Below are 23838 nucleotides of genomic sequence, written 5' to 3'. Positions count from 1 at the left end.
CTACTCCTATTTTAATGAGGCGTTGTGCGCCTTATTGTTCAGCGAGAAACGCGTCCACCTCTTCGCGGGTTGGAATCGACGTTTGCGCGCCAAAGCGGGTCACAGAAATTGCAGCCGCCGCATGTGCAAACTTAATCGCTGATTCTAAAGGTAAACCTTCTAGGAGACCAGTGACGAATGCCCCATTAAATGTATCGCCCGCTGCGGTAGTATCCGTCGCTTCAACGCGGAAACCCGAGATGATTTCGCCTCGACCGTTTTGGCTTAACCAAACGCCTTTTGCACCGAGTGTGATCATGACGATTTCTATACCTTTACCATGTAGCACATTCGCCGCTTCTTGCGCGTTTTCGTTGTCTGTTACAGTAATACCTGTCAGAACTTCAGCTTCCGTTTCATTTGGTGTAATCACGTCAATGCAAGACAGTAATTCATCTGACAGTTCGCGAGCTGGCGCTGGGTTCAGAATGACATTGGTTTTGGCATCTTTCGCTACACGCGCAGCTTTCTCAATGCCGCACATCGGCGTTTCCAATTGCATTAGCAAGTAATCTGCTTGGCGAATACGCTCTAAATCTGGCTCAATCGCTTCTGCTGTCAGTTTGGCGTTTGCTTCAGCTGAAATGCAAATGCTGTTCTCACCACTGTCCGACACTTGAATCATCGCGATACCTGTCGGGCAATTTGGCTGCATCTTCACACCAGTGATATCGATGCCGTCCATTTTGAAGTTTTCGCGAATGTTAATGCCGAATGAGTCGTCGCCCACACAAGCGATAAAACCTATGTCTGCATTTAATCGCGCCGCCGCGACGGCTTGGTTGGCACCTTTGCCACCTGGGATAACTTGATAGTTGCGACCATGCAGCGTCTCGCCTGGGCGAGGGAAAGAAGGCACTTGAAGAACATGGTCAGCGTTTACACTACCTAACACCACTAACTTATTCATACGGTTATCCTCGGTTCTGAATGAACCCTTTTTAAAAACTGTTTAGGAAAATACATTAGATGACTTTAACTTCTCTTCCTGACGAAGGAGTCTCGATAAAAAGCCAAAGGCATCTATCCCCACACTTTGCAGTATTTTGGGTAAATTTGCCCTCACCTCCTAAACGACAGATATAAACGGAGGAGAGAGCAAAAATTAGGATGATTTATTGAACTTAAAACTTACTTAGTGACTACTTTTAGTGGTACTGGGATGTACTCTTCTACTTCTTCACCTTTCAAAACTTTGTCAGCCGTTTCAACACCTAAAGCACCGATAAGGTCCGGTTGCTGAGCAATAGTTGCCGCTAGTTTGCCACGGTTAACTGCTGCAATGCCGTCTTCCGTTCCATCAAAACCAACGATAACGACATCTTTGCCAGAAGCTTGAACTGCGCGAAGTGCACCTAGCGCCATTTCATCATTCTGTGCAAATACCGCTTGTACATCCGGGTTAGCCGCTAGCAGGTTTTCCATCACGTTTAGACCTTTTGTGCGGTCAAAGTCAGCTGGTTGGCTAGCGAGAAGATCCATATCGCTGCCCTTCACGGCATTCATAAAGCCTTCACCGCGCTCACGCGCTGCCGATGTGCCCGCAATACCTTCAAGTTGAATGACTTTTGCTTTTTCGCCGACTTTTTCCATGATGTAGTGGCCTGCCATTTCACCACCAATTACGTTGTCCGACGCGATGTGACTCACAACTTCACCACGGCTTGCACCACGGTCTAGTGTCAACACAGGGATCTTAGAACGGTTCGCCATACGAATTGCATTAGACACTGCATCAGAATCCGTTGGGTTGATAAGAATTGCTTTTACGCCGCGAATACTTAAATCCTCGATGTTCGACAGTTCTTTACTCGGGTCATTTTGCGAGTCCAGTACAATTAAGTCGTACCCCAATTCTTTCGCTTTTGCTTCCGCACCATCTTTCATCGTTACGAAGAACGGGTTGTTTAGCGTCGAAACCACAATCGCCATGGTATCTTGAGCTTGCGCCGCTACCGATACGGTTGAAGAAAGAAGTGCAGCAGAGATAAGAGTTGCAAGTTTTTTCATCGTTCTAGTCCTTTGTGTAGGGTGAGCCAGTACACGTCCCCTGACTCGGTTTGTATTCACTGTTTTATATATACAGATTGTTATGAATTACTTGTTTTTGTTGTCTACCAATACCGCAAGCAAGATAACCACTGCTTTTGCAATCATTTGGTAGTAGGAAGAAACATCAAGTAGGTTAAGTGCATTGTTCAAGAAACCGATGATCAGCGCACCAATCAAGGTACCCATGATACGGCCTTTACCGCCCATCAAGCTGGTACCGCCAAGAACAACCGCTGCGATAGCGTCTAGCTCGTAGCCCATACCTGCTGTTGGCTGCGCCGAAGAAAGACGAGACGTTACAATAATGCCTGCAAGCGCTGCTAACATACCGCAGATGGCGTAGACACCAATCTTCACTCGGTCTACATTGATACCTGATAGACGCGTCGCAGACTCGTTGCCGCCTAGTGCGTAAACATAGCGACCAAAGCGCGTGTGGTTAAGTAAATACCAAGCCGCTGCAAACACAACCACCATTAACCAAACAGGAACCGGAATGCCTAGCGCGTAGCCAGTACCAAACCATGCGAACGCATCCGCGGTGTCAGTAAAGCCTGTCGAGATTGGTCGACCTTCGGTGTACACCATGGTCACGCCACGTAGTAACGTCATGGTAACCAGCGTAGCGATAAATGCCTGCACCTTACCCTTCGCAATAATGATACCGCTGATCGCACCTAACGCTGCACCTGCGACTAAAGCAGTGGGAACCGCTACCAGCACCGGAACCTCAAGCGCAATCATGCTTGCCGCAAAGGCACCACACAACGCCAATACCGAACCAACACTTAAGTCGATGCCTGCTGTTAAAATAACTAATGTCATACCCACTGCGATAATGGCATTCACGGAGGTTTGACGAAGAATGTTGAGAATGTTGTCGACCGTAAAAAAGTTCGGGTTCAAAAATGACACAACAACGATCAGAAAGATCAAAGCTATCAGTGATTTTTGCTCAATCAGCCACTCTTTTGTGAACAACTTCTTGTTGCCAGTTTCGGTTGGTTTGCTCATGGTATTCGTACTCATGCTGCTTCCTCATTGATCTCTTTGCCTACGGCACAGGCGAGTAATTTTTCTTGATCGGCGTCTTTCGCATCAAATTCGCCAGTGATACGACCTTCATGCATCACTAAAATACGGTCGCTCATGCCGAGCACTTCAGGCATCTCGGAAGAAACCAAGATGATGCTCATGCCTTCGGCCTTAAACTTGTTGATGAGCTGATAAATCTCTTTTTTTGCTCCGACATCAACACCACGTGTTGGCTCATCCAGAATCAGAACTTTAGGTTTCGTCATTAACCCTTTCGCAATCGCAACTTTTTGCTGGTTACCACCAGATAAGTTGCCGATGATTTGATCTCGCGTTGGGGTTTTAATGTTGAATAACTTAATAAAATCTTCCACTGCAATCACTTCGTCGCTGTGTTGAATCTGGAAGCCTTTGGTCAGCTGGTTTAGCGAACAAAGTGACATGTTCTCCTTAACTGAAAGACCTAAAACCAAACCATCGCCTTTGCGATCTTCAGAGATGTAAGCGATACCATTTGCCAAGCCATCTTGCGGGCTAACCGGGTTAATAGTTTTGTTGTCAAGATTGATAACACCATGCTCACTAGGTAATGCGCCGTAAATGACTTTCATGAGTTCAGTGCGGCCTGCGCCCATCAAGCCAGAAATTCCGAGAATCTCACCGCGCTTGAGAGTAAAGCTCACATCCTGAACGCCAGACCCAGTCAAACCAATGACTTCAAGACAGGTTTCGCCATGTTGGACATCAATACGTGGATATTGCTCTTCTAATTTTCGGCCAACCATCATTTCAATTAGGCCATCTTCATCAGTGTCGGACACCTTGCACTCACCGATAAACTTACCATCACGAAGCACGGTAATATCATCACAGATTTCAAAGATTTCTTTAAGACGATGCGAAATGTATACGATGCCGCATCCTTGCTCGCGGAGCTCATTAATCACTTTAAACAGTGATTCCGTTTCGGTATCGGTCAGTGCGTCCGTTGGCTCATCCATAATGATGACTTTCGACTCAAACGAAAGTGCCTTTGCAATTTCCACCATTTGTTGTTCACCAAGGCTTAAATCGCCAAGCAATGTTTTTGATGAATGCTTTACATTGAGACGTTTTAAAAGCTTGTCAGCTTCGTCATACATTTTGCCCCACTGGATACGCCCTAAGGAGCCGGTGAACTCTCGTCCCAAGTAAATATTTTCGGCAATCGTCAGTTCAGGAATCAGGTTCAGCTCTTGGTGAATAATGCTAATACCAGCTTCCTGTGAATCGCGTGGACCTTTAAAGGCCGCCGGCTGACCTTGATATTGAATGCTCCCCGCATCCATGTGGTAAATGCCTGTCAACACCTTCATTAACGTTGACTTGCCTGCTCCATTTTCACCCATCAGCGCCATAACACGGCCTGGATAAACATTCAGGCTTGCTTTGTCGAGTGCTTTTACGCCCGGAAACGCCTTCTCAATTTCGCTTAGTTGTAGAATGGCTTGAGTCATAATCTGTCCTCAATATCTCTGGCTTAAAAAACCACGCCCGCTTGGAAAATAACGTTCGCATATGGCGAGCATTCGCCGGTTCTTACGATAGCGCGACTTTGGGCCGTGCGTGCTTTAAACGCTTCATGTGACACGTAGCTCACCTCAATAGATTTGCCCGTCTCTTCACTCTCTTTGCTCAGTTCGTTGAGCAACGCTTCATGCAAAACTGGGCTTGCATCAGAGAACTCTTCCGCAATGATGACCCCTTCGATTTGGGACTCAGATAGAATTACGCGAACAGTATCAAGAAAACTTGGTACCCCATGCGTTAGCGCCAAATCGATTCGCTGAACATGCTCTGGGATTGGTAGACCAGCATCACATATCGTGATCTCGTCGGTGTGGCCTAGCGTCGCCACCAAGTAAGAAATATCTGAGTTAATTAGGGTACTTTTTTTCATCTCATCGACCTTTCGGTTACACGTTCATACAACCATGAGCGCCTGTTTTAAAGTGTTTTCGTTATTAACAGAAAACTCATCGAAACGTTTCGATGAAATAATAATTCGTCATCGCAATTTGACCAGTGTGAGATCGATAAGGTGTGAGAATGATCTGTAATTCAATTGTCATTGAATAGGAAAAGTGCACTTGAGTCACACTTTACCATCGAAACGTTTCGATGATGGTATTTCCCTGTCATTACGGTTAGGTTTTATACAGGGAGGAAGGAAAAGAGACGTCCAACTACTGAGAAAACCTCTAGTTAATAAGCTCGAAACCTTTCACGTCATCACAATTCTTAGATAGCTGCCTGATTTTGGAGAACGCTCACCTTACAATCTGGTTACAATTTGCCAAAACACATCATCCGTTCAGTACCTTACCTGGTACGCGACGTTTGTAGGGACACAAACGGAAACTAAGAACCATAATGAAGTTAAGCAATAGAGTCATTTTGCTTGTCGCGCCAGTGATCTTATTAAGCGCGTTAGTATCTAGCTATATTATTTATAGCATTCAAAAAGTGACGCTCATCAAGCGGGAAGACAGCTATATTCAGTTGCAGATGGAAAAGCTCGCCGGGCAGTTTCGACAAGCGAATATTTTTCTTAATAGCTATGCCTATACGCTCAGTAAAAGTGATGTATTACAAGACTATTTGGTAAATCATAACAACCCCTATCGTGAACGAGTCTTGTTTAACCGATTAGACGAGACCGCTGAAGTATTGAGCCATGGTTACAAAGGCGATGCGAGCATGGCGATCCTCGACGGAAAACAAAACCTTCTCTACTACACAGAAAACAAATATTACGAATCATCGGGCGTGGTCGACCCAAAGGTGTTAGAGTACATATCACGAAGTTTCAATGAGAGAGAGGCTTTCAGTCACACTGGCTTTATTTATAACTCCAGTGGACAAAGCATTCTTCTTCAATATGAGGTCGTCGACAAAAGAACGGGGACTCACCCTTTGAGCTTTGACTCGAAAAATGTGTTTTTTGTGGTAGTTTCCGTATCACTTGAAGCCTTTAACGAGATTAAGCATGACATCGAGTTTGACACACACAGCGTGATTACTTTCGCCGACAAACCCATTTATCTTGATATTCCTCTCGCTCAAACCATTGAGCTGCTGCCGCACTTTTATGCCGTGCTTTCTCCTGCCGAATATTTAATGTGGAATAAAGTCGATAAAGTGTGGCTAGAACTTGCTTTCTCCTTTGGCGTAGCGGCGTTTTTCACCATCACATTAATCATTTTGGTGTTGTACCGCTATGTGTTGCGCCCTGTTTCTCGCCTTGATAAGCAGCTGAACGAACTTGAATCTAATCAACGTGACAATATTGAAAAGCTAGAAACAAACGATGAAATAGGACGCCTCTCTGCACGCTTTTTTGATATGTATGAGGAACTTAATGTCATCTATAAAAAGACAAAACGCCTAGCTGAAACGGATCACCTGACGCAACTCGCCAATCGCCATCGTTTTCATGAGCTTGCCACTCGTGAACTTATCTCCCCTTCGCAGTTTCTGTGGGTTGTTTACGTCGATCTTGATAACTTTAAATACGTGAATGATAAATACGGGCATGAATTGGGAGATAACTTATTAAAAGTGTTCTCATCACACATCAAGAATGCCTGTCAAAAGTTCTCGCACGATTACAACAGCCCCTGCTTTGCCGCCAGGTTGTCTGGTGACGAATTTGCAATTTTGCTGAGCTCAAATCAAGAGGTAAAACGCTTACCTGATTTGCTTGCATCAGAGCTGCTAAAACCGATTAGTAATCTCAGTTCATCTTGGAGTAATTCATTTCCCGTTACGGCAAGCGTAGGTATTGCACAATATCCTCAAGACGGTACTGACATCGCAAAGTTACTCTCCAGTGCCGATGCGGCTATGTATCAAGCAAAACGGGCAGGGAAAAATCAATACGCCTATTATTCAGCCGCTCTCAATATTGAGTCTCAAAGACGAAGTCAACTTGAACGTGCGCTCCGAAAAAGCAATGTAGAGGAAGAGTTTCACCTTGTTTTTCAACCCTATATGAACAATCGAAGCAACGAAATTGAGGGGTTAGAAGTCTTGTTGCGCTGGGAAGCCGAAGGTATCGGCCCTATCCCTCCAAAGGAGTTTATTCCAATTGCAGAGCAAGCCGGATTATTTGATAAAATTGACCGCTGGGTTTTCGCCAATGCAACGGCGGAATACCATCAATTAAGGAATATTTTCGGTAAGGATATTGTTCTTTCGGTCAATCTTTCATCAGCAGAGCTAAACTCGATAGAAATGGCAAACTACATCCATGAACAAGCGACACTGCACAGTGTTAAACCAGAATGTATTGAGATAGAAATAACCGAAACCTTTGCCGCAGAACAACAAGGCACGGCTCTACTTGATGAGCTATCAAAACGTGGCTACCGTCTTGCAATTGATGACTTTGGTTCTGGTTACACATCGTTAACTCAGCTCGTTCAGTATCCGGTTCAAAAAATCAAATTTGATCGAGAGTTCCTCGTTACATTGATGAACACCAACAACGGCCATGTGATCAAACCTATTATTGAGCTATGCCATGCCCAAAATAAAACGGTTACAGCAGAAGGTATTGAACACAATATGATGCATGAATGGCTATCGGCATACCGCTGCGACTATATGCAAGGCTATTTATTTGGCAAACCAATGACTAAAGAACAATTGAGCTTGTGGTGGCAATCGGCAAATGACGACAGTCGATTTGATGCGTCCATGGTCAGCTCAATTAGGGTTTCAAGAACATAAGTTAAGGGGAGACGTACAGCAGTCACAACTGTGGCGGCTGTATTTAGCTGTATATGAGCTTCATTGATAGATGCTCAGCTTTTGTTCCCCCATACCTATATCTATGACTTTAGTTGAGTAAATCACTATTTATTCGTTTTTAAACCAGCACTTCCTTGAAATCCAAACCGGTCAAATTCAGCGCTTTGACGCTATCGTACAAGCCACCTTTTTTGTCCGTGCAAAACGTTCTGAGCCCAGCACCTTTTACTCTGAACAAGTCAGATTCATTAACGGCTTCTCTATTCAAAACGAGTTTCTTAAACGGTCTAGCACGACTTAGCTTACCATGACGAAGATTATACTCGGTAGCAGAGGTATCAATGGCATCAATTTGAGTGACAATGTTTAATGCTCGCCAAGGCTTTCCTTGTAGATTTAATGGTAAAAATTCGACATTCTCGCTCAACACATCGAGCTTATCCGCAATAGAAGCGGATACAGCAAGAGTAAAAGATCCCCATGCTGCAATATCAGGCCTGGGCAATGGCTTTTCACTCATAACGTCTAACCATTCAATATCAATACTTTTCCAACTGGCTTTAACAGACTCTCCATAGAGTTGGATAGGTTTGCTTGCCGTTACTTGAAGAGACATTTCCAATGGCGACTCTTGCAACATTGCAAAATCATTAACATTGGGAGAGACAATAAACACTTTATTAAATGCTGTCATAACCGTCCTTAAATAAATTCTAGCGCTTTTCTTAATGAGATGAGCGCTTTCACACCAAACCAAACCAAACCAAGCATAATAGATAGAGTTTAATTTCATGTTCAAAAATTTAATGAATTAAGATCTGGCGTTCTTATCTTTTAATTTCGAAGTTTTATTATTTATATATTTTAATCCACACGATAGAATTATTTTTTCAATTTTTACTATGTACCCTTCCTTATGTAATCGAATAAATTAGAAAATAAACAGTAGCACGCGTCACTTCACTTTTGTTGAGCTCATCACCCTCACTTAAATGATACATTCACAAGTTCAATTTTTGAACGACTTAGACTTAGCTTTGTCAATCGTGAATTAAAAACAACCGATTCACCGCTGTTTTACTGCCTTTTCTTACCACCCTGTTGTTTATTCATACATTATAAATGCACTTATACACATAACGATTCGGCGTTACGATTTGTTACGAGTTAAGTCACAAACTTTTGAGGTATTGGATAAAGTGTAGAAAAAGAAAACACATTGAAATAAAAAGAGTTTCTAAAGTACGAAAAATAAAACGCCGTTTTTATAAATTGGCAACTTCACAAATATCCTTAAACACAGTTTTATTAATTACATATATCAGATATTATTTACGCCGAAGTTTATAGAAACCATCGTCAAACTTCATATTTTATATAAATTTCAAACAGTTAGTTTTTAACTCGAGAAATTATCGTCAACCCAATATCAAGCACCTAAGCGTGCAATAAGAAACATTGGGAATAGAATTATATTGATGTGCATGTTGTTTTAACGAGTGCATGAAGCAATCGGTAAATTTGTAACACCATAGAGTTTTATTTAGCCAAGATGAAAAAGTTAATTATATTATTTACATGTGCGCTGTTGTCTGTCTCACCTTTTGCTTTTGCAAAACAATCAGATAACGAACCCAGGGATCATTTACGACCAAAGCAAGCTGAACATGTGTTTAAACAAGCCAAGCTAGATGGCATAGTAGACTTTAAGTTGTTCAGTGACGCTTACATCGCTTATCAGAAGACACCCGATAGAAAGAAGTCGGTACTAACGATCATCGACTATAGTAAACCATCAACTGAAAAGCGTTTTTATGTGGTTGATTTAGATAAAAAGAAGCTAATCTACAATACGTATGTTTCTCACGGCGTGAACAGCGGAAAGAAAACAGCGACACAGTTTTCAAATGTCGTGAACTCGCGAAAAACATCATTGGGCACTTTTTTGACTGATACCACTTACTACGGCTCAAATGGCTATTCACTTCGATTAGATGGGCTAAGCTCTGGATTAAACGACAAAGCTCGCGAGCGTTACATTGTCGTGCACGGCGCCGATTACGCAAACCCTTCCTTCATCAAGAAGAATGGATACCTCGGACGCAGTTGGGGTTGCCCTGCTTTGCCAGAGAAGTTGTCTCGCGAGATCATTGACACCATAAAAGGCGGCAGCGTTATTTACGCAAGCGCATAATATCGATGCGACACATATGGGGAAGAAAAAGAAGATTCTATTTCTTCCCTAGTAATAATCCTGTTAGCTTAATCGTCCTGTGCAACGACTCTCTTTCCATTTTCGCTTACTCGAAAGCGAAAAATTATTGTGTTATTCGCTGATATACCTAAGTGCGATCAGAAAACTCTGTTCATCCCCCTTCCATCTCGTTAGTATACGCTGAGTTGATCAGACACTGGCTTTCATCGTTATCATAGTGCCACTAAGATTCCTTAATCATGGTGGGTAACTGTGGCTTTATATGTTTAGGGTTACTTCTTGCGTTATCTACACCGTATATTATTGATGCTTTCTTTGTCCCTGCTCTCAGGGCTCATCACAGCTTCATATGCGCATGAGTGGCACCACACCAAACATTACACTTCCGAGCGCCTACTTAAACTCTCTCAACAAGACGATTTTGAGCTAGCACACACTGATTTTCATGCCTCAGCTTCTCTGAGCTCTTGGGGTTCAGAAAGTTACTACCTACATATAAAGCGCGAGTTGTTCGGGCTTGTCTCCTGTCGCCGAACATCAGCTACTGATGGCGTTTTATCATCAGATTTTACTCCTGATTATTTTTTACTTATTGCTTTCTCTTCTCCACCACTACTGGAGTTGGCAAAACAAGCATCTCGCTTACCTCTAGACAGTTATGGCGGACTCATGAGTCAACGCTCTCTTTATCGCCTCTCAGGAAGAAAGGAAGCGAACTTAATGTACGTCTTTACTCATGGTCGCAACGCCTTCTCTGTTGTTTAACTTTTTATGACATACAGAGAACACGAAAATGTAACGATAAGAGCCAATATGCTCATTGTTACTAGAACCAATTTGAGGTCCATATAATGACAAGAATCGCTACAACCATCGCACTAGCATTACTATTTTCAGCGGGCTCAACCTTAGCAAACACAGAAACTAAGCCAGAAGAAATGAGTAACGACACTCTGTTAGAGTGTGCCAACGTTTCTAACGCACGTATTGCAGTTCCGGAACACAGAGCGATGTTCAGACACTACTTAATGTCTGAGAGAGACTACAGCTTTGACCAGCTATCGTCTGCCGAACTTGAATTTAAAGCAGCAGATAAGAATGAGTCTGAAGTAGAGAACATCTACAAGTCTCAGTGCAAAGAAGTTGGCGAATACCTATATAGCATTGGCTATTAAATTCGAAACCCTAACGACACTCAAAAAGAAAGGCGCAATGTATGCGCCTTTCTTTTTACTGACAAAAACCTGTCGATTAGATGTCTAATCTGCATACAAGCTTAAAAGTGCAAATCAAAGTAAACTTACTGGGAAAACTCAGACACATCCTTGGGTTTACAGAACGCTCGACGTGCTTTAACAAACAAGAAACTAAGCACTCCAATCACAAGAGTAATTATTGGTGCCGCCATTAATAGCATTGTGATTGCTTTGCTCATATTTTCTGGTAGCAAAGGAAGTAATGAACCAAAACCGCATAATACCAGCGTCCATAAAATCGCACTCAGCCACGCAAAGTAATGGAATTTACTAATACGTTTCACTCGCAACCCCATCATTAATGGCAATAGGGAGCGAACAACCGGAATAAACCGCGCACAAAAAAGCGCAATCAATCCATGTTTACTGAGTAATACGTCGACTTGTTCCAAACGCTTTTGAGGAACCGCGCTCACCCAACCTTGGACCTTAGGTAAGCGATTTAGCCACTTGCCTTGTAAATAAGCCGCCCAACTTCCCAATCCCGCACTAACAGCTATCACCAACATGATCATAATTGGGTCAAGGACGCCAACCGCCGCCAGCGTACCGGATAATACGACGACACTGTCGCATGGGAAAGGTGCAGCAGGAATAAAACCACTTTCCAAAAAAATAATCACAGCAACAACAAAATAAACTAAACCTGCACTGCCTGGCGCCATTAACGCCGTGAAATCTTGATGCCAAAAGGCACTCAAGACCTGAATTATCGAATCAAACATAAACCGCTCCTAAGCATAATTAACCAAAAGTTGCAAAAACATGGAGTGTGTTAGCGAGCATGTATAAAGCGGTATATGAAATTCGATTCTTTTCTCACTCCGATTCTGTATTTAAAGTGAGTAAAAATACTTTCAATACAACAACCTAAAGCCTCATTGCCGATGCGTTTTAGCCGCTTCATCGAGTAAATTGCCGAACGATGCGCCCACCATGCTACATCAAGCATTTCAAACCATTCGGGTTCTACATCGTCGTTCGAGCTCATTTCCTTAGCATGGCTAACCCTCAATACATTCCGGCTGTTTAAACTCGGATAGTCTTGTTGTATTGGAGAGATAGGATATTCTGAAAAGTGCTTCGACTTAGCGTCAACAGCAATATTCTGGTTATGAAAGGAAAGAAAATTTGGGTGTGAGTGCGCCAGGCTCATGCTCGGAGCCAACAAGCAGAAAAGTAGTCCGAGTAAAGCAATCAGAATCGTACGCACAAAGGTAACCAAAACCAAAATAATAAGTTCTTTTAACCCTGTGCGTAACTATTGGCAATTAGTATTCTTAATCGTTAAGAATACTAATTATTTTTCACCGTAAGGGTAGCTTTCAAACATCTTCGCGATTTCTTCTTGGATGAGAGATTCTCTTTTCTCAGAGCTCATTGACTCAGACAGTTTACGACTTGAAACGCCTTTCCAAACGACTTGATTAGCCTTTGCATCAACCAGTTCAACCACCAACTTCCCATACTTACGTTCTTTATATCTTTCTGGGCTTGAAGTGATCACACCAAAGCTATTCCAGCCATAGCCAAAGCTCACCGACGATCCTGAAGAAACAAGCTCGGATTCTTCTACGATATCATGATGTACGTAAAGGTCACCGCCACTATTTACCTTAATTAAACCCTTACCCTCAAGCTGTTCAGCAAGCCCTTGCTCAATACGTCGACCATCAATACTGGTAGGAGCTTCCGCCTGAGCACCGAAGTCAAACGTTCTGTAAGCTGAAAAGTCGGCTTGTTTATCTACATCGGTTGTAACGGTAGTACAAGCAGATACCAGCATCACCACCAGCCCTAATATCAAACCTCTCATCATGTTAAATCTCCTTTGGTTAAGCTGACTGTTTCAGCAGAATTACCCTGTGTTATACATACGCATCAACAGTAAAAAGTAATCATTTCAATATCTAGTCTTGACCATGAAACGTGACTGTTCAATAAACGAGATTAACCTTTACACAGAAAATCTTGAATATCATCAACATCTAAACACCTAAGAATTCGGTGTTTACGACCTAATTGGAAGCCCCTAGGCTTAGTAGCGGAATCGCGAGTGCCACAAAAAACCAGAGACAGTGAACACTTTAACATCAGTCCGCTACTTTTTTAGGCAACTGACAAACATTTGATGAGAAAAGACTTTTCTTTTTCGTCCAGTGTGGCATATTAACTGAGTCCTATCGATGCGCGGGCATCGTATAATGGCTATTACCTCAGCCTTCCAAGCTGATGATGCGGGTTCGATTCCCGCTGCCCGCTCCAATCTCTTTATCTCAATTTACTCATAAAAATCCGATGGCGGAGCGAACAAACGGCGGCAGCGTTGTTTCCATGATAAGTTTGGTCGAGTTACGTCATAAAACATGTCTTTCCATTCTGCAAACGTCACGCGGATGGGATTAAAGCTGTTTACAGGTTTAGAAACCCCATACCGAACCGTTTCCACCTCTGGTTCAAACGTTCCGAACATTCGATCCCAAATAATTAATACACCCGCATAATTTTTGTCGATGTACTGACGGTTCACACCATGATGAACGCGATGATGAGACGGCGTGTTAAATACCCACTCTAGTGGCCCGAGCGAACGAATTGATTGGGTGTGAACAAAAAACTGTAAGCCCAGATTAAACAACACAACGAAGACAACCCATTTTGGCTCAAAACCAATAATCACCAAGGGCAACCAAAAAATCCACATCCCCGCTAGCGGATACATTAAACTTTGACGAAAGGCGGTACTGAAGTTCATTCTTTCCGAACTGTGATGAACAACGTGCGCGGCCCACATCCAACGAATACGATGGCTAGCCCGATGAAACCAGTAATAGAAAAAATCTTGCAGGACAACAAGTAAAAGAAAAGCTGAGACGCTCATTTCGATATCAAACAAACGCCAATCGAACCACCACAAATACAACTGAGCAATCAGTAAACCCGTGAGTATGTCTGTCGCTTGGTGTAAGCCCGCAAGAACAAAATTACACGCTACTTCAGGGAAGTAATACGTCGCGCTTTCAGGCAAGCGTCCCCTTCTTTGTCCGAACCAATATTCGGCAAGCATGCAGAAAAAGAAAACTGGAGCCAGAATCATCAGAAGTAATTCTGGGCGGTCCATCAACTGCGTCCAATCCATTGTGTTTCTACCATTTTGCATAGTGATCTTCAGTAAGACCCATAACTTCTTCTAACTGATGTTTGATGCCATTTCCATCGATAATATAGCCAGAGAAATAACCGATGTACTGACGAAAGTTACTTTTGAGAAGCCAAAAATTTTTCTTCTCTGAGCGTCGATTCAAAGGCGTGAACTGTAAGTTAACTCGTTTATCTTCAGACGTAATATGCCACTTTTGCCCTTCATCACTTCGTGAAAACTGAAACTGCACAGGTTGCAAAAAGTGACGCTGACCATTAATCCACAATACATTTTCGCAATAGCCAGTTTCATTAACGCCAGCTGCCAAGTTCAACCCCAGACGCCTGTCATCCTCAAAGCAATTGATACTCGCCCAGCGCCAACTTGTTTCTCGCCGCATGTACCCAGCGGAAAAATCGTAACCAGCAGCCACCTCTGAAAGATCTTGCTCTTTTCCTAATATGAACAAGTTACCGTCTACTGCTAACGCATTGTGCTTCTGAGTATATGTCCAACCCGCATAACCTGTTGGCGTACACAACATTAATGGCAAACTCATATTTTCTGGACGTAAATAGAGATCCGCATTGACTGACTCTGTCACAAAGTGGACGTGCCAAATACCATCCTTAATAGAAAACTGAACTCTTTTGTTAGCAAGATGGGCAAGACTGCACCAACTGGAAGGCTGAGTTTGATAACCTATATTAAAAGGTTTCAACCATTGTTGCTCAATCAACTTATTCTTTTTAATATCAAACAGGTAGCAAAAGCCGGATGCTAAATACCGTATATCAGCAATCGCTACTCCAATGACGTAATTAGGTGTGACCAAATTGACGAACTGAAACTGCTTATAATCGCGGTAACGGCGCCACTTAGATACCGGCTTATCCATCTCATCAAGGTAGGTAAATTTATCTAGCTGTAACGATGTTGGAATTCCATCAAGGTGGCCAAACGCTGGTAGGCCATTCTGCTGAATAAACGAGTTCAGAACCTTAAGCTCATCCATATAGTTGTCTTTTCACAAGTTATCACACACACAAACTTTAACATGACGTTAACATAAACAATTTGCGTAACTGCACAACAACATCGACTAAAGTGATTTCTGCTTGTTATATGTGAAACTGATCACTCAACCACCCGCTTACTTAGCTAGCCCTACCTATCTCAACCAACACAGCCTGGGTTAGAAGCTGCACATTCTCATCCGCAGGAAAGACCACTACAACCATTGAATCTTGGTCAAAATCACTATTTAATGGAAATACATTCATATAAACTGATTGCTTATTCACATCAAGGAAGAAATCTATGTCATACATACACGATACTATTGTTGCGTTGCAACACAGTAGCCCTGCGCAAAAAGAATTTTACCAAGCGGTAGAAGAAGTATTAACTTCTCTCGCGCCGGTAATAGAAGGCAATAATAAATATAAGGAACAAGCGATTATCCAGAGGATCGTCGAGCCAGAACGTCAAATCATGTTTCGAGTTCCTTGGGTTGATGATGCTGGAAATGTACAAGTAAACAAAGGTTATCGAGTTGAATTCAACTCTGCTTTGGGGCCGTACAAAGGAGGATTGAGATTCCATCACTCAGTCAATGCGAGCATCATAAAATTTCTCGGCTTTGAGCAAATTTTTAAAAACGCACTGACTGGCCTTCCTATCGGTGGCGGCAAAGGCGGTTCAAACTTCGATCCTAAAGGAAAATCCGACGGCGAGATCATGCGATTTTGCCAATCATTTATGAACGAGTTGTACCGTCACATCGGTCCTACCACCGATGTGCCCGCAGGCGATATCGGTGTCGGGGCGCGCGAAATTGGCTATATGTTTGGTCAATACAAACGATTGACGGGCCGCTACGAAGGTGTGCTTACAGGCAAGAGTCTGCTTTGGGGTGGCTCACTCGCCAGAAAAGAAGCGACAGGATATGGCGCCGTCTATTTTGCAGAGTGCATGCTCAACGACCGCAACGATTCATTGAAAGGGAAAACTTGTCTCGTTTCTGGTGCTGGCAACGTGGCTATCTACGCCATTGAAAAACTGTACCATATGGGAGCAACGCCAGTTACATGCAGCGACTCTCGAGGTACGATCTATCATGAGCACGGTATTGATCTTAAGCTCCTAAAACAACTGAAAGAAGTGAAAAGAGCAAGCTTAGAAGAATATTTAGAAACTTACCCTGAAGCAGAATACACACCAGAGGGCGACTATCCTAATGAAGGACATGCTGTTTGGCGATATCAGGCTGATGCTGCCTTCCCTTGTGCGACTCAAAATGAATTAACGTCAGACGACGCACTGGCTCTTATCGAAAACGGATGTATTTTGATTAGTGAAGGGGCGAACATGCCAACCACCCGTGATGCTGCCAATATTATCGTGGACTCGGACATAGCTTATGGGCCTGCCAAAGCAGCCAATGCAGGCGGCGTTGCAACCAGTCAACTTGAAATGGCGCAAAACGCCAGCATGCAAAACTGGACTTTTGAACAAGTGGATAGTCAGTTGCAAACCATCATGAAAAATATTTTCATCAATGCAAACGAAACCAGTAAAGAGTTTGGCCAACCTGGAAATTTAGTTTTAGGCGCCAACATTGCAGGCTTTAGAAAAGTCGCTGATGCAATGATTGAGCAAGGTGTCGTCTAGATGAACGAGCCAGCAGGATGACTGCTGGCTTAATATAACTCCGCAATAGGCCGCGCTTTTTGATAAAGAGCTCCACTTAATTCGCAATAAGCGTTGTCACTTCTGTTTTAACGGAGTTGGCGATAAAGCAATTCTCATGGGCCATGTGGTGCAGTTTTTCTAATTGAGATGGTGTCGGTTGTTTTTCACCTGAAAATGTTATCTTAGGGTTTAACGTTACCTTTGATACCCACTCTTTTCCGTTTTCGCCTTTTTCAAGCTCCCCTACCGCTTCATCTAAGTAACTGTCCACAACGTAACGCCGCTTTGCTGCAATAGACAAGAAAACGAGCATATGACAACTAGAAAGTGCCGCGACAAACGCTTCTTCTGGATCAACATTTTCTTCTACGGATAGTGGTAATGGTACTACGTGGGGAGATGGAGATGCTGGGACTTGCAACCCTCCATCAAATTGCCAAATGTGTGCCCTACTATACTTATTATCACTAAACTCTTCGCCAGCTTTACGATGCCATTTGATTAAAGCGGAATGCTTACTCATTCTAACTCCCTGATTTTCCGACGACGAATCAACACTATCCGTCCTTGCCACAGTAAACCACAACAAAATGAGTTAAGGAAAGCATCGCACTCACAGGGACTATAAAATCTGTTGAGGATCGGCATTGTTCTTCTGGATATCATCCAAAAGTCTATGAGACTGATGGATGTTGACCTGTAACCGATTGATCAGCATCTGCAACTGCTCAATCTCGGGACTTTGGTTGGCTTTAAGTTGAGTTTCCAGGGCCTCCGTTTGGCTCGCCAAAATAGGTAAACTTAGGTTCAGTGCCATCCCTTTCGTTTTGTGCAACGTCAACTCTAATGAAGCAAAGTCTTCAGCCATAAAGTATTCAATAAGTTCATCAACAGAAGTCTCAAAATCGACAATAATGCTTTTTAGCAACTCGTCGAGCGCTTCTGGCTCATCTCGTAAAGAAGTAAACATGCCTGAACGGGAGAGTTCTTCCTCTGTTAACCTTAAGTTCTCGATTGGCTTACGTTGCAATTGAAGCACATTGCTGTCACTCGTTAGTGGCGGATTCTGTTTCGGTTCGAGTCTGGCGGCAAACTGTTTGAGAGCGTCTGAAAAGCTCTCATGCTGTAGCGGTTTCGTAAGCACATGGTCTGCTCCTGCTTCGATAAAGCTATCGTGAGCTTCACGAAATACGTCTGCCGTGTACGCAAAGAGTAATGTCTTGATACCTAACTCTTGTCGGATAACGCGTGTCGCCTCAACGCCATTCATCTCGGGCATATGGTTGTCCATCAAGATCAGGTCGTACTCGTTCTCTTTCGCCTTTTTAACCGCGATTAATCCATTTTCTGCAACATCCACTTCATGCCCAAGCTTTTCGCAAAACCCTTTTGCCACAATGGCATTCACACGGTTATCATCAGCAAGTAGTATCTTGAAATGGTGTGATTTTGCGCGAGGTTTCGGTGCTTCTTGCTGCTTTTTCGGAGCAGATTCTACCCAAGGAATCGGCAACTCAACGATAAATTGACTTCCAACGCCTTCTATACTCTTCAGAGTAATATGGCCACCCATCAAATCGGTTAGTTTTTTGACGATGGCTAACCCAAGCCCTGTTCCGCCGAACCTTCGAGTCGTTGATGAGTCTGCTTGCTCAAACGAGTTAAAAATATGCTCGTGCTTGTCTGGCGCAATACCAATACCGGTGTCGCTCACGCGCATGACCAACAACTGATTCGATTCATCTAACTCAGTTCTAACCAGCACATGCCCTTCATTGGTAAACTTCACCGCGTTACCGGCGAGATTAAACAAGATCTGTCGTAAACGCGCACAATCTCCAGTAAATTCAGTATATTCAGAAACCTCGTTTTCCAAGATTAACTCGATATTTTTTTCATCAACAAGTGGTTTTATTGCGCTACACACCGGAGAAAGCACTTGATCGAGCTTAAACTTAGCTTGCTCAAATTCCAGTTTGTTTTCTTCAACTTTAGAAAAATCCAAAATATCGTTGAGGATAGTCATCAGATGCTGGCCAGAATCAAGAATAACCCTAATATGCTCTTTCGTCGTCGGCTCTTTGGTCTCTTCTGCAATCATTTGAGAAAGCCCTAGTACACCATTCATCGGCGTCCTTAGTTCGTGACTCATTGCAGCGAGAAAATTTGATTTCGCTTTTGCCGCTCGCTCGGCTTTGTTTCTCGCCTCTTCAATTTCAAGATTCAACTGTTTTAAGTTATGCATTCGGTGATGTGACTGATAAACAAACGCGCTAACTAGAAACATCACCGCGATAAATACAAACAACCACGTAAAACGCGCCTCACTTTGAGCAATATTGAGTAACCGATGCTCTGAGCTTTCGACAAACTCAATATAAGTGTGATCAAGCAGTTCATTCGTCAGCAATTCAATTCTTTTATCACTCGTTTGAAGCCGTTTAAGGAAGTTCGCTTCTTTTTCACTCTCAACTTCAGTTTGTGTTAGAAGCAACTGGTTGAGAAATTCAAAATAACGACTGCCACCCAATGATTGACCGCTCTCGGTAGAAACCTCTTGCTGATATAAATTGAACAACATGAGTAATGCATACCGATTTTCTACCTGAACACCAATTAACATATCAAGCTTCAACGTTGTTTGAAGCACTCGCTCCTTAAACTGTTCAAGCGTATCCCTAACTTTTATACGATTGGGTGTCACGGGAAACCAAACTGATGCCTTTGATGATTCCAACAGTGCCTGTGCTGCGATTTCTATCTCTACTAAAGATGTTGTTAACTCATAGTTTTTCCTATCTTCAACGGCATATCGGTTCACGATAACATCACGCTCTTCAATCAACTCATGTCCGATATTCATTGGCCCTGCATGAAATTCTTGAGCGTTTTTTGAATTCATATACGACATATACGCCAGTGTGCAGCACGTCAGTATCCCAATAAAAAAGCAAAAGTTGATCAGTTTGAATTTATTCATTTTCCAACACCTCTAAAATTATGGGTCTAGGTGCTGTCAACGACTGCAAGAATGCTTCAATGTCCGCGACATTCTCATCGTTCATCGTTATACCGAGCTGGGTTTTAGCCATGATTTGTATCGCGTCGGATAACTTATCGACTTGCCCATTATGAAAATAAGGACTCGTTAGCGCGACATTGCGTAAACTGGCTACTCTAAAATAGAATCGCTCTTCATCTTCTATCGTAACGAGTTGCCGGCCCGAGTCCTCTACTACTGGCTTATCCTTGAAATAGGCGAACCTTTGGATCATCGCTCCGCCGATATTTTTGCCCTGATGACACTGCACACAACCTGAAGTCTGAAATGTTTTCCAACCTCTGATTTGCTGTTCACTCAGTACATGCGTGTAACCCAATAAGTAAGCATCGAATGGTGCGCCAGGCGTCTGCAGCCCTTCAACAAACTCCACAATAGCGGACTTGATATTATGAACGTTAATCGGCAATTCATCGTCACGACTAAATAGCGCTTGATAATGTTCACTCTCTTTTACATATTGCTCTATTGTTTGCCAGTTTGAGTCCATTTCCATTGGATTATGGATTGGACCATCAATCTGAGCCATCAAGGTGTTTTCCGTTCCATCCCATAAAAAACGATAATTTAACGCCGCATTAAACACTGTTATAGAATTTCTAATTCCATCACCTTTCACCCCCGTAGAGACTGGTGTATTTTCAGCGCCATTGGTTTGCAGATTGTGGCATGTCGCGCAGCTGACATTACCATTTGACGATAATTGAGGATCGCGGAAGAGATGCCAGCCAATTCTCGCTAGCTTAATATCCACATTAGGATCACCCTGTATGGGCTGAACTAGGGAGATATCACCTAACATCTTCGCGTTTCTTGCGGTTGTTGTTTGGCTCAAAATGAGTGTTACAACAGCTAGTGCGATTGCGTTGAATTGCCTCATCAACTACATACCTTAAACTTGTCATTGATATGAATTTAGTTGCATTTTGGCGTTTTTTCCACCGACAGGAAGTTGAAAAAACGAGTTAAGTATTGCTTTGTTTAAGGCTTTGGTTGAAGAGGGAGTAATAAGGCGAATAGGAAGAAATCGATCGCCTTATGAGTAGCTAACGTATTGAAATCTGAGTTTAGTGTAGAAAAGCCAAAAACCGTTGAAACCAAGTCACCTCTCCATACGAGATCAGATCGAAAATAGTAAAGAATACGGCACAGATAACGGCCAACTTAATCAAACGCTGAACAATAAACATAAACATCACAATTACCAATAATTTGCTTTAGTTTACTATCTCACACAGCGTTTATATATAAAAAAGTAGTCTCCTAATTAGCCTCGGCAACTTATTCATTAGAACCTATACTCAAGCATCTCTAAGTTATTTGGATATACTTGAATTAGGATTTCAAAAAGTCCCTGTGACCACACAAGGAGGACTGCATGAAACGACTATGGATATGGTTCTTACCTTTACTCTTGATGGCCAGTCAAGCACTGGCGAATACTGTTTGGATTGTTCCTGTCAAAGGCGCTATAGGGCCTGCTACTAGCGACTATTTATCTCGTGAAATAGAAGAAGCTCAACTAAACGGTGTCAGTTTAGTGATCTTAGAGATGGACACACCAGGCGGCTTAGATAGCGCAATGCGAGATATTATTCACGCGATTACCACCTCCTCCACTCCAATTGCGACTTGGGTTGGCCCGTCAGGATCTAGAGCGGCTAGCGCAGGGACATACATTTTACTCGCCAGCCACGTTGCCGCCATGGCTGAAGCCACCAACCTTGGCGCGGCAACGCCCGTCGCGTTAGGTGGTGCCCCTCAGCCCCCTTCATCGGATGATGGCAAAGATCAAAACGCGGAAGAAACGTCAGAAGGAACCAACGAAGGTTCAGAGAAAGTTCCCGCGAAAACCGCAATGGAGAAAAAGGTGATTAATGATGCTAGAGCCTATATTAAAGGCTTAGCAAAGCTTCATGGCCGAAATGCAGAGTGGGCAGAGAAAGCAGTGAGCGAAGCAGCGAGTTTGGACGCCACAGAGGCATTGGAATTAAACGTTATTGATTATATAGCCAACTCACCAGAGGATTTAGTCAAAGCCATTGATGGACAAACTGTTAAAGTTAACAATCGTGATGTGACATTGTCACTGGAAAATCCCGTATGGATTGAAAGAACACCCGATTGGCGAGCAGAAATGCTAGCCGTTATAACCAATCCAAACGTTGCCTACATTCTAATGCTCATCGGCATCTACGGTTTACTTCTTGAATTTTACAACCCAGGAATTGGCTTACCCGGTGTGCTAGGTGGGATTTGTCTGCTTCTTGCCATGTACGCACTACAAATGATGCCCGTCAACTACGCAGGTCTTGGTCTGCTGTTACTCGGTATTGCACTAATGATAGCGGAAGCATTCAGCCCGAGCTTTGGTATTTTGGGCTTAGGCGGCGTTGTCGCCTTTGTACTCGGTTCGATATTTCTCATGGACAGTGAGTTACCAGGATTCCAGATCGCCCTTCCTTTGATTTTTGGTATTGCCATATTTTCCGTGGCTCTAATCGTGCTGACCGTCGGCCTGCTGCTCAAAATTCGTCGCCGGCGTGTAACGACGGGTTTAGAGACTTACCCTGGGAAGGTCGCCGTGGTAAGCGATGACTTTATCGATGGCGAAGGACGCGTTCAACTCAACGGTGCGTTATGGCGAGCTAAAGCCAAAGACCATCAACAATTCAAACAAGGTGATCACGTCACCATTGTTAATGTTAAAGGGCTGACCTTAACTGTGATGCCTGATGACCGCCAAAATAAATAGGAGGCGCTTTATGATGCTCTATACCGTTGCGGTGATCGTGGTGCTGCTGTTCGCACTAGCGACCCAAATGTTCAAGGTTTTGAGAGAATACGAACGTGGGGTTGTGTTCTTTCTTGGTCGATTTCAAGAAGTCAAAGGACCTGGTTTGATCATCCTTATCCCATTTATTCAGCAAATGGTGAGGGTTGATTTACGTACTGTCGTTTTGGATGTGCCGACACAAGATTTAATTACCAAAGATAACGTTTCTGTGCGCGTCAACGCGGTCGTTTATTTTCGCGTAGTCGATCCTCAAATGGTGATTAACAATATTGAAAGCTACAGCGATGCCACCAGTCAGTTAGCACAAACCACGCTGCGCTCGGTATTGGGTCAGCATGAACTCGATGAATTGCTATCAGAGCGAGAACGCCTCAATAAGGATTTACAATCCATTCTCGATCAACAAACTGATGACTGGGGAATCAAGATTGCTACGGTTGAAGTCAAACATGTTGATTTAAATGACAGCATGGTCAGAGCCCTAGCCCGTCAGGCAGAAGCAGAACGTAACCGTAGGGCGAAGATCATTCACGCTACTGGTGAGTTAGAGGCTTCAAATAAATTAAAAGAAGCAGCGCAAATGCTCAACGAAGCACCGAATGCACTGCAATTACGTTACATGCAGACACTCACTGAAATCACTACAGACAAAACATCCACTATTATTTTTCCAATGCCGATCAATCTTGTCGAAGCTGTCAGTGATATCGCCGAAGCGGTGAAAAAGAATAAAGAGACACAAGATAAGTAAGG

Annotated in this window: 21 protein-coding genes and 1 tRNA gene; 8 read left to right on the top strand and 14 right to left on the bottom strand. The window is 43.2% G+C overall.

From position 1 onward, the window contains the following. Positions 1-31 precede the first annotated feature (31 nt). From rbsK to rbsD, 5 genes are all read right to left on the bottom strand, one after another. Entirely contained in the window at positions 32-949 is a 918-nt protein-coding gene (gene rbsK / locus R7040_RS03850) for a ribokinase (RefSeq protein ID WP_318081070.1), read from the bottom strand. A 221-nt stretch (positions 950-1170) separates the two neighbouring features. Beyond that, entirely contained in the window at positions 1171-2049 is an 879-nt protein-coding gene (gene rbsB / locus R7040_RS03845) for a ribose ABC transporter substrate-binding protein RbsB (protein WP_005373143.1), read from the bottom strand. A gap of 87 nt (positions 2050-2136) precedes the next feature. Continuing rightward, positions 2137-3120: a ribose ABC transporter permease gene (rbsC, locus tag R7040_RS03840; RefSeq protein ID WP_005382618.1), complete on the bottom strand. Its 984-nt coding sequence runs from the start codon at positions 3118-3120 to the stop codon at positions 2137-2139. Beyond that, positions 3117-4622, bottom strand: a complete 1506-nt coding sequence (gene rbsA / locus R7040_RS03835; RefSeq protein WP_005373147.1) for a ribose ABC transporter ATP-binding protein RbsA — start codon at positions 4620-4622, stop codon at positions 3117-3119. Before rbsA ends, rbsC begins: the two co-directional genes overlap by 4 nt. Positions 4623-4645: 23 nt before the next feature. Then, on the bottom strand, positions 4646-5065 hold the full coding sequence (rbsD, locus tag R7040_RS03830; protein WP_005382620.1) for a D-ribose pyranase: 420 nt from the start codon (positions 5063-5065) through the stop codon (positions 4646-4648). 473 nt (positions 5066-5538) lie between these two features. Between rbsD and R7040_RS03825 the strand changes: the two genes are divergently transcribed. Continuing rightward, on the top strand, positions 5539-7899 hold the full coding sequence (locus R7040_RS03825) for an EAL domain-containing protein (RefSeq protein ID WP_054574642.1): 2361 nt from the start codon (positions 5539-5541) through the stop codon (positions 7897-7899). Between the two features lie 139 nt (positions 7900-8038). Here the strand turns inward: R7040_RS03825 and R7040_RS03820 are convergent, their stop codons facing one another. After that, entirely contained in the window at positions 8039-8614 is a 576-nt protein-coding gene (locus tag R7040_RS03820) for an imm11 family protein (RefSeq protein WP_225455291.1), read from the bottom strand. An 858-nt stretch (positions 8615-9472) separates the two neighbouring features. On the opposite strand from R7040_RS03820, the gene R7040_RS03815 reads away from it, so the two are divergent. The 3 genes from R7040_RS03815 to R7040_RS03805 all read left to right on the top strand — a co-directional run bounded on the left by R7040_RS03815 (position 9473) and on the right by R7040_RS03805 (position 11310). Next, positions 9473-10114: a murein L,D-transpeptidase catalytic domain family protein gene (locus R7040_RS03815; RefSeq protein WP_136977181.1), complete on the top strand. Its 642-nt coding sequence runs from the start codon at positions 9473-9475 to the stop codon at positions 10112-10114. Between the two features lie 327 nt (positions 10115-10441). Continuing rightward, on the top strand, positions 10442-10900 hold the full coding sequence (locus tag R7040_RS03810; protein ID WP_017633653.1) for a hypothetical protein: 459 nt from the start codon (positions 10442-10444) through the stop codon (positions 10898-10900). Positions 10901-10986: 86 nt separating this feature from the next. Then, on the top strand, positions 10987-11310 hold the full coding sequence (locus R7040_RS03805; RefSeq protein ID WP_054574645.1) for a hypothetical protein: 324 nt from the start codon (positions 10987-10989) through the stop codon (positions 11308-11310). A 125-nt stretch (positions 11311-11435) separates the two neighbouring features. Here R7040_RS03805 and R7040_RS03800 read toward each other — a convergent pair whose 3' ends face one another. From R7040_RS03800 to R7040_RS03790, 3 genes are all read right to left on the bottom strand, one after another. After that, positions 11436-12116 carry a DedA family protein gene (locus R7040_RS03800; RefSeq protein WP_047101379.1) on the bottom strand — a complete coding sequence of 227 codons (681 nt, stop codon included), beginning with the start codon at positions 12114-12116 and terminating at the stop codon, positions 11436-11438. A gap of 50 nt (positions 12117-12166) precedes the next feature. Further along, the gene (locus tag R7040_RS03795) at positions 12167-12604 is read right to left on the bottom strand and encodes a hypothetical protein (protein WP_225455293.1); all 438 of its coding nucleotides are present in this window, start codon (positions 12602-12604) and stop codon (positions 12167-12169) included. A gap of 87 nt (positions 12605-12691) precedes the next feature. Beyond that, positions 12692-13210, bottom strand: coding sequence for a DUF4136 domain-containing protein (locus R7040_RS03790; protein WP_005382627.1), 519 nt, complete (start codon positions 13208-13210; stop codon positions 12692-12694). Positions 13211-13581: 371 nt separating this feature from the next. Here R7040_RS03790 and R7040_RS03785 point away from each other — a divergent pair. Further along, a tRNA-Gly gene (locus R7040_RS03785) sits at positions 13582-13656 on the top strand. Between the two features lie 16 nt (positions 13657-13672). Here the strand turns inward: R7040_RS03785 and R7040_RS03780 are convergent. Continuing rightward, positions 13673-14530, bottom strand: a complete 858-nt coding sequence (locus R7040_RS03780) for a sterol desaturase family protein (protein ID WP_005373167.1) — start codon at positions 14528-14530, stop codon at positions 13673-13675. 7 nt (positions 14531-14537) lie between these two features. Continuing rightward, positions 14538-15548 carry a DUF2804 domain-containing protein gene (locus R7040_RS03775; protein ID WP_033906458.1) on the bottom strand — a complete coding sequence of 337 codons (1011 nt, stop codon included), beginning with the start codon at positions 15546-15548 and terminating at the stop codon, positions 14538-14540. A 305-nt stretch (positions 15549-15853) separates the two neighbouring features. On the opposite strand from R7040_RS03775, the gene gdhA reads away from it, so the two are divergent. Continuing rightward, entirely contained in the window at positions 15854-17206 is a 1353-nt protein-coding gene (gene gdhA / locus R7040_RS03770; protein WP_005373174.1) for an NADP-specific glutamate dehydrogenase, read from the top strand. Positions 17207-17282: 76 nt separating this feature from the next. On the opposite strand, the gene R7040_RS03765 is transcribed toward gdhA, so the two are convergent. The 3 genes from R7040_RS03765 to R7040_RS03755 all read right to left on the bottom strand — a co-directional run bounded on the left by R7040_RS03765 (position 17283) and on the right by R7040_RS03755 (position 21168). Beyond that, complete coding sequence (locus R7040_RS03765) at positions 17283-17750, bottom strand: OsmC family protein (RefSeq protein ID WP_005373176.1); 468 nt, start codon at positions 17748-17750, stop codon at positions 17283-17285. 99 nt (positions 17751-17849) lie between these two features. Then, on the bottom strand, positions 17850-20207 hold the full coding sequence (locus R7040_RS03760) for an ATP-binding protein (protein WP_318081069.1): 2358 nt from the start codon (positions 20205-20207) through the stop codon (positions 17850-17852). After that, entirely contained in the window at positions 20200-21168 is a 969-nt protein-coding gene (locus R7040_RS03755; protein ID WP_176311497.1) for a cytochrome-c peroxidase, read from the bottom strand. The genes R7040_RS03760 and R7040_RS03755 overlap by 8 nt, the downstream gene beginning before the upstream one ends. A 498-nt stretch (positions 21169-21666) precedes the next feature. Between R7040_RS03755 and R7040_RS03750 the strand changes: the two genes are divergently transcribed. Further along, on the top strand, positions 21667-23043 hold the full coding sequence (locus R7040_RS03750) for an NfeD family protein (protein WP_005382635.1): 1377 nt from the start codon (positions 21667-21669) through the stop codon (positions 23041-23043). Between the two features lie 10 nt (positions 23044-23053). Continuing rightward, positions 23054-23836, top strand: a complete 783-nt coding sequence (locus R7040_RS03745) for a slipin family protein (protein ID WP_258470033.1) — start codon at positions 23054-23056, stop codon at positions 23834-23836. Positions 23837-23838: the final 2 nt, after the last annotated feature.

The sequence above is a fragment of the Vibrio sp. 1069 genome (genome assembly GCF_033340555.1).
This window is presented reverse-complemented; position numbering and strand designations above follow the sequence as displayed.

Bases quoted from the DNA above. Each gene is read 5' to 3' on its own strand.
- rbsK (WP_318081070.1), bottom strand. From the start codon at position 949: ATGAATAAGTTAGTGGTGTTAGGTAGTGTAAACGCTGACCATGTTCTT.
- rbsB (WP_005373143.1), bottom strand. From the start codon at position 2,049: ATGAAAAAACTTGCAACTCTTATCTCTGCTGCACTTCTTTCTTCAACC.
- rbsC (WP_005382618.1), bottom strand. From the start codon at position 3,120: ATGAGTACGAATACCATGAGCAAACCAACCGAAACTGGCAACAAGAAG.
- rbsA (WP_005373147.1), bottom strand. From the start codon at position 4,622: ATGACTCAAGCCATTCTACAACTAAGCGAAATTGAGAAGGCGTTTCCG.
- rbsD (WP_005382620.1), bottom strand. From the start codon at position 5,065: ATGAAAAAAAGTACCCTAATTAACTCAGATATTTCTTACTTGGTGGCG.
- R7040_RS03825 (WP_054574642.1), top strand. From the start codon at position 5,539: ATGAAGTTAAGCAATAGAGTCATTTTGCTTGTCGCGCCAGTGATCTTA.
- R7040_RS03820 (WP_225455291.1), bottom strand. From the start codon at position 8,614: ATGACAGCATTTAATAAAGTGTTTATTGTCTCTCCCAATGTTAATGAT.
- R7040_RS03815 (WP_136977181.1), top strand. From the start codon at position 9,473: ATGAAAAAGTTAATTATATTATTTACATGTGCGCTGTTGTCTGTCTCA.
- R7040_RS03810 (WP_017633653.1), top strand. From the start codon at position 10,442: ATGCTTTCTTTGTCCCTGCTCTCAGGGCTCATCACAGCTTCATATGCG.
- R7040_RS03805 (WP_054574645.1), top strand. From the start codon at position 10,987: ATGACAAGAATCGCTACAACCATCGCACTAGCATTACTATTTTCAGCG.
- R7040_RS03800 (WP_047101379.1), bottom strand. From the start codon at position 12,116: ATGTTTGATTCGATAATTCAGGTCTTGAGTGCCTTTTGGCATCAAGAT.
- R7040_RS03790 (WP_005382627.1), bottom strand. From the start codon at position 13,210: ATGATGAGAGGTTTGATATTAGGGCTGGTGGTGATGCTGGTATCTGCT.
- R7040_RS03780 (WP_005373167.1), bottom strand. From the start codon at position 14,530: ATGGATTGGACGCAGTTGATGGACCGCCCAGAATTACTTCTGATGATT.
- R7040_RS03775 (WP_033906458.1), bottom strand. From the start codon at position 15,548: ATGGATGAGCTTAAGGTTCTGAACTCGTTTATTCAGCAGAATGGCCTA.
- gdhA (WP_005373174.1), top strand. From the start codon at position 15,854: ATGTCATACATACACGATACTATTGTTGCGTTGCAACACAGTAGCCCT.
- R7040_RS03765 (WP_005373176.1), bottom strand. From the start codon at position 17,750: ATGAGTAAGCATTCCGCTTTAATCAAATGGCATCGTAAAGCTGGCGAA.
- R7040_RS03760 (WP_318081069.1), bottom strand. From the start codon at position 20,207: ATGAATAAATTCAAACTGATCAACTTTTGCTTTTTTATTGGGATACTG.
- R7040_RS03755 (WP_176311497.1), bottom strand. From the start codon at position 21,168: ATGAGGCAATTCAACGCAATCGCACTAGCTGTTGTAACACTCATTTTG.
- R7040_RS03750 (WP_005382635.1), top strand. From the start codon at position 21,667: ATGAAACGACTATGGATATGGTTCTTACCTTTACTCTTGATGGCCAGT.
- R7040_RS03745 (WP_258470033.1), top strand. From the start codon at position 23,054: ATGATGCTCTATACCGTTGCGGTGATCGTGGTGCTGCTGTTCGCACTA.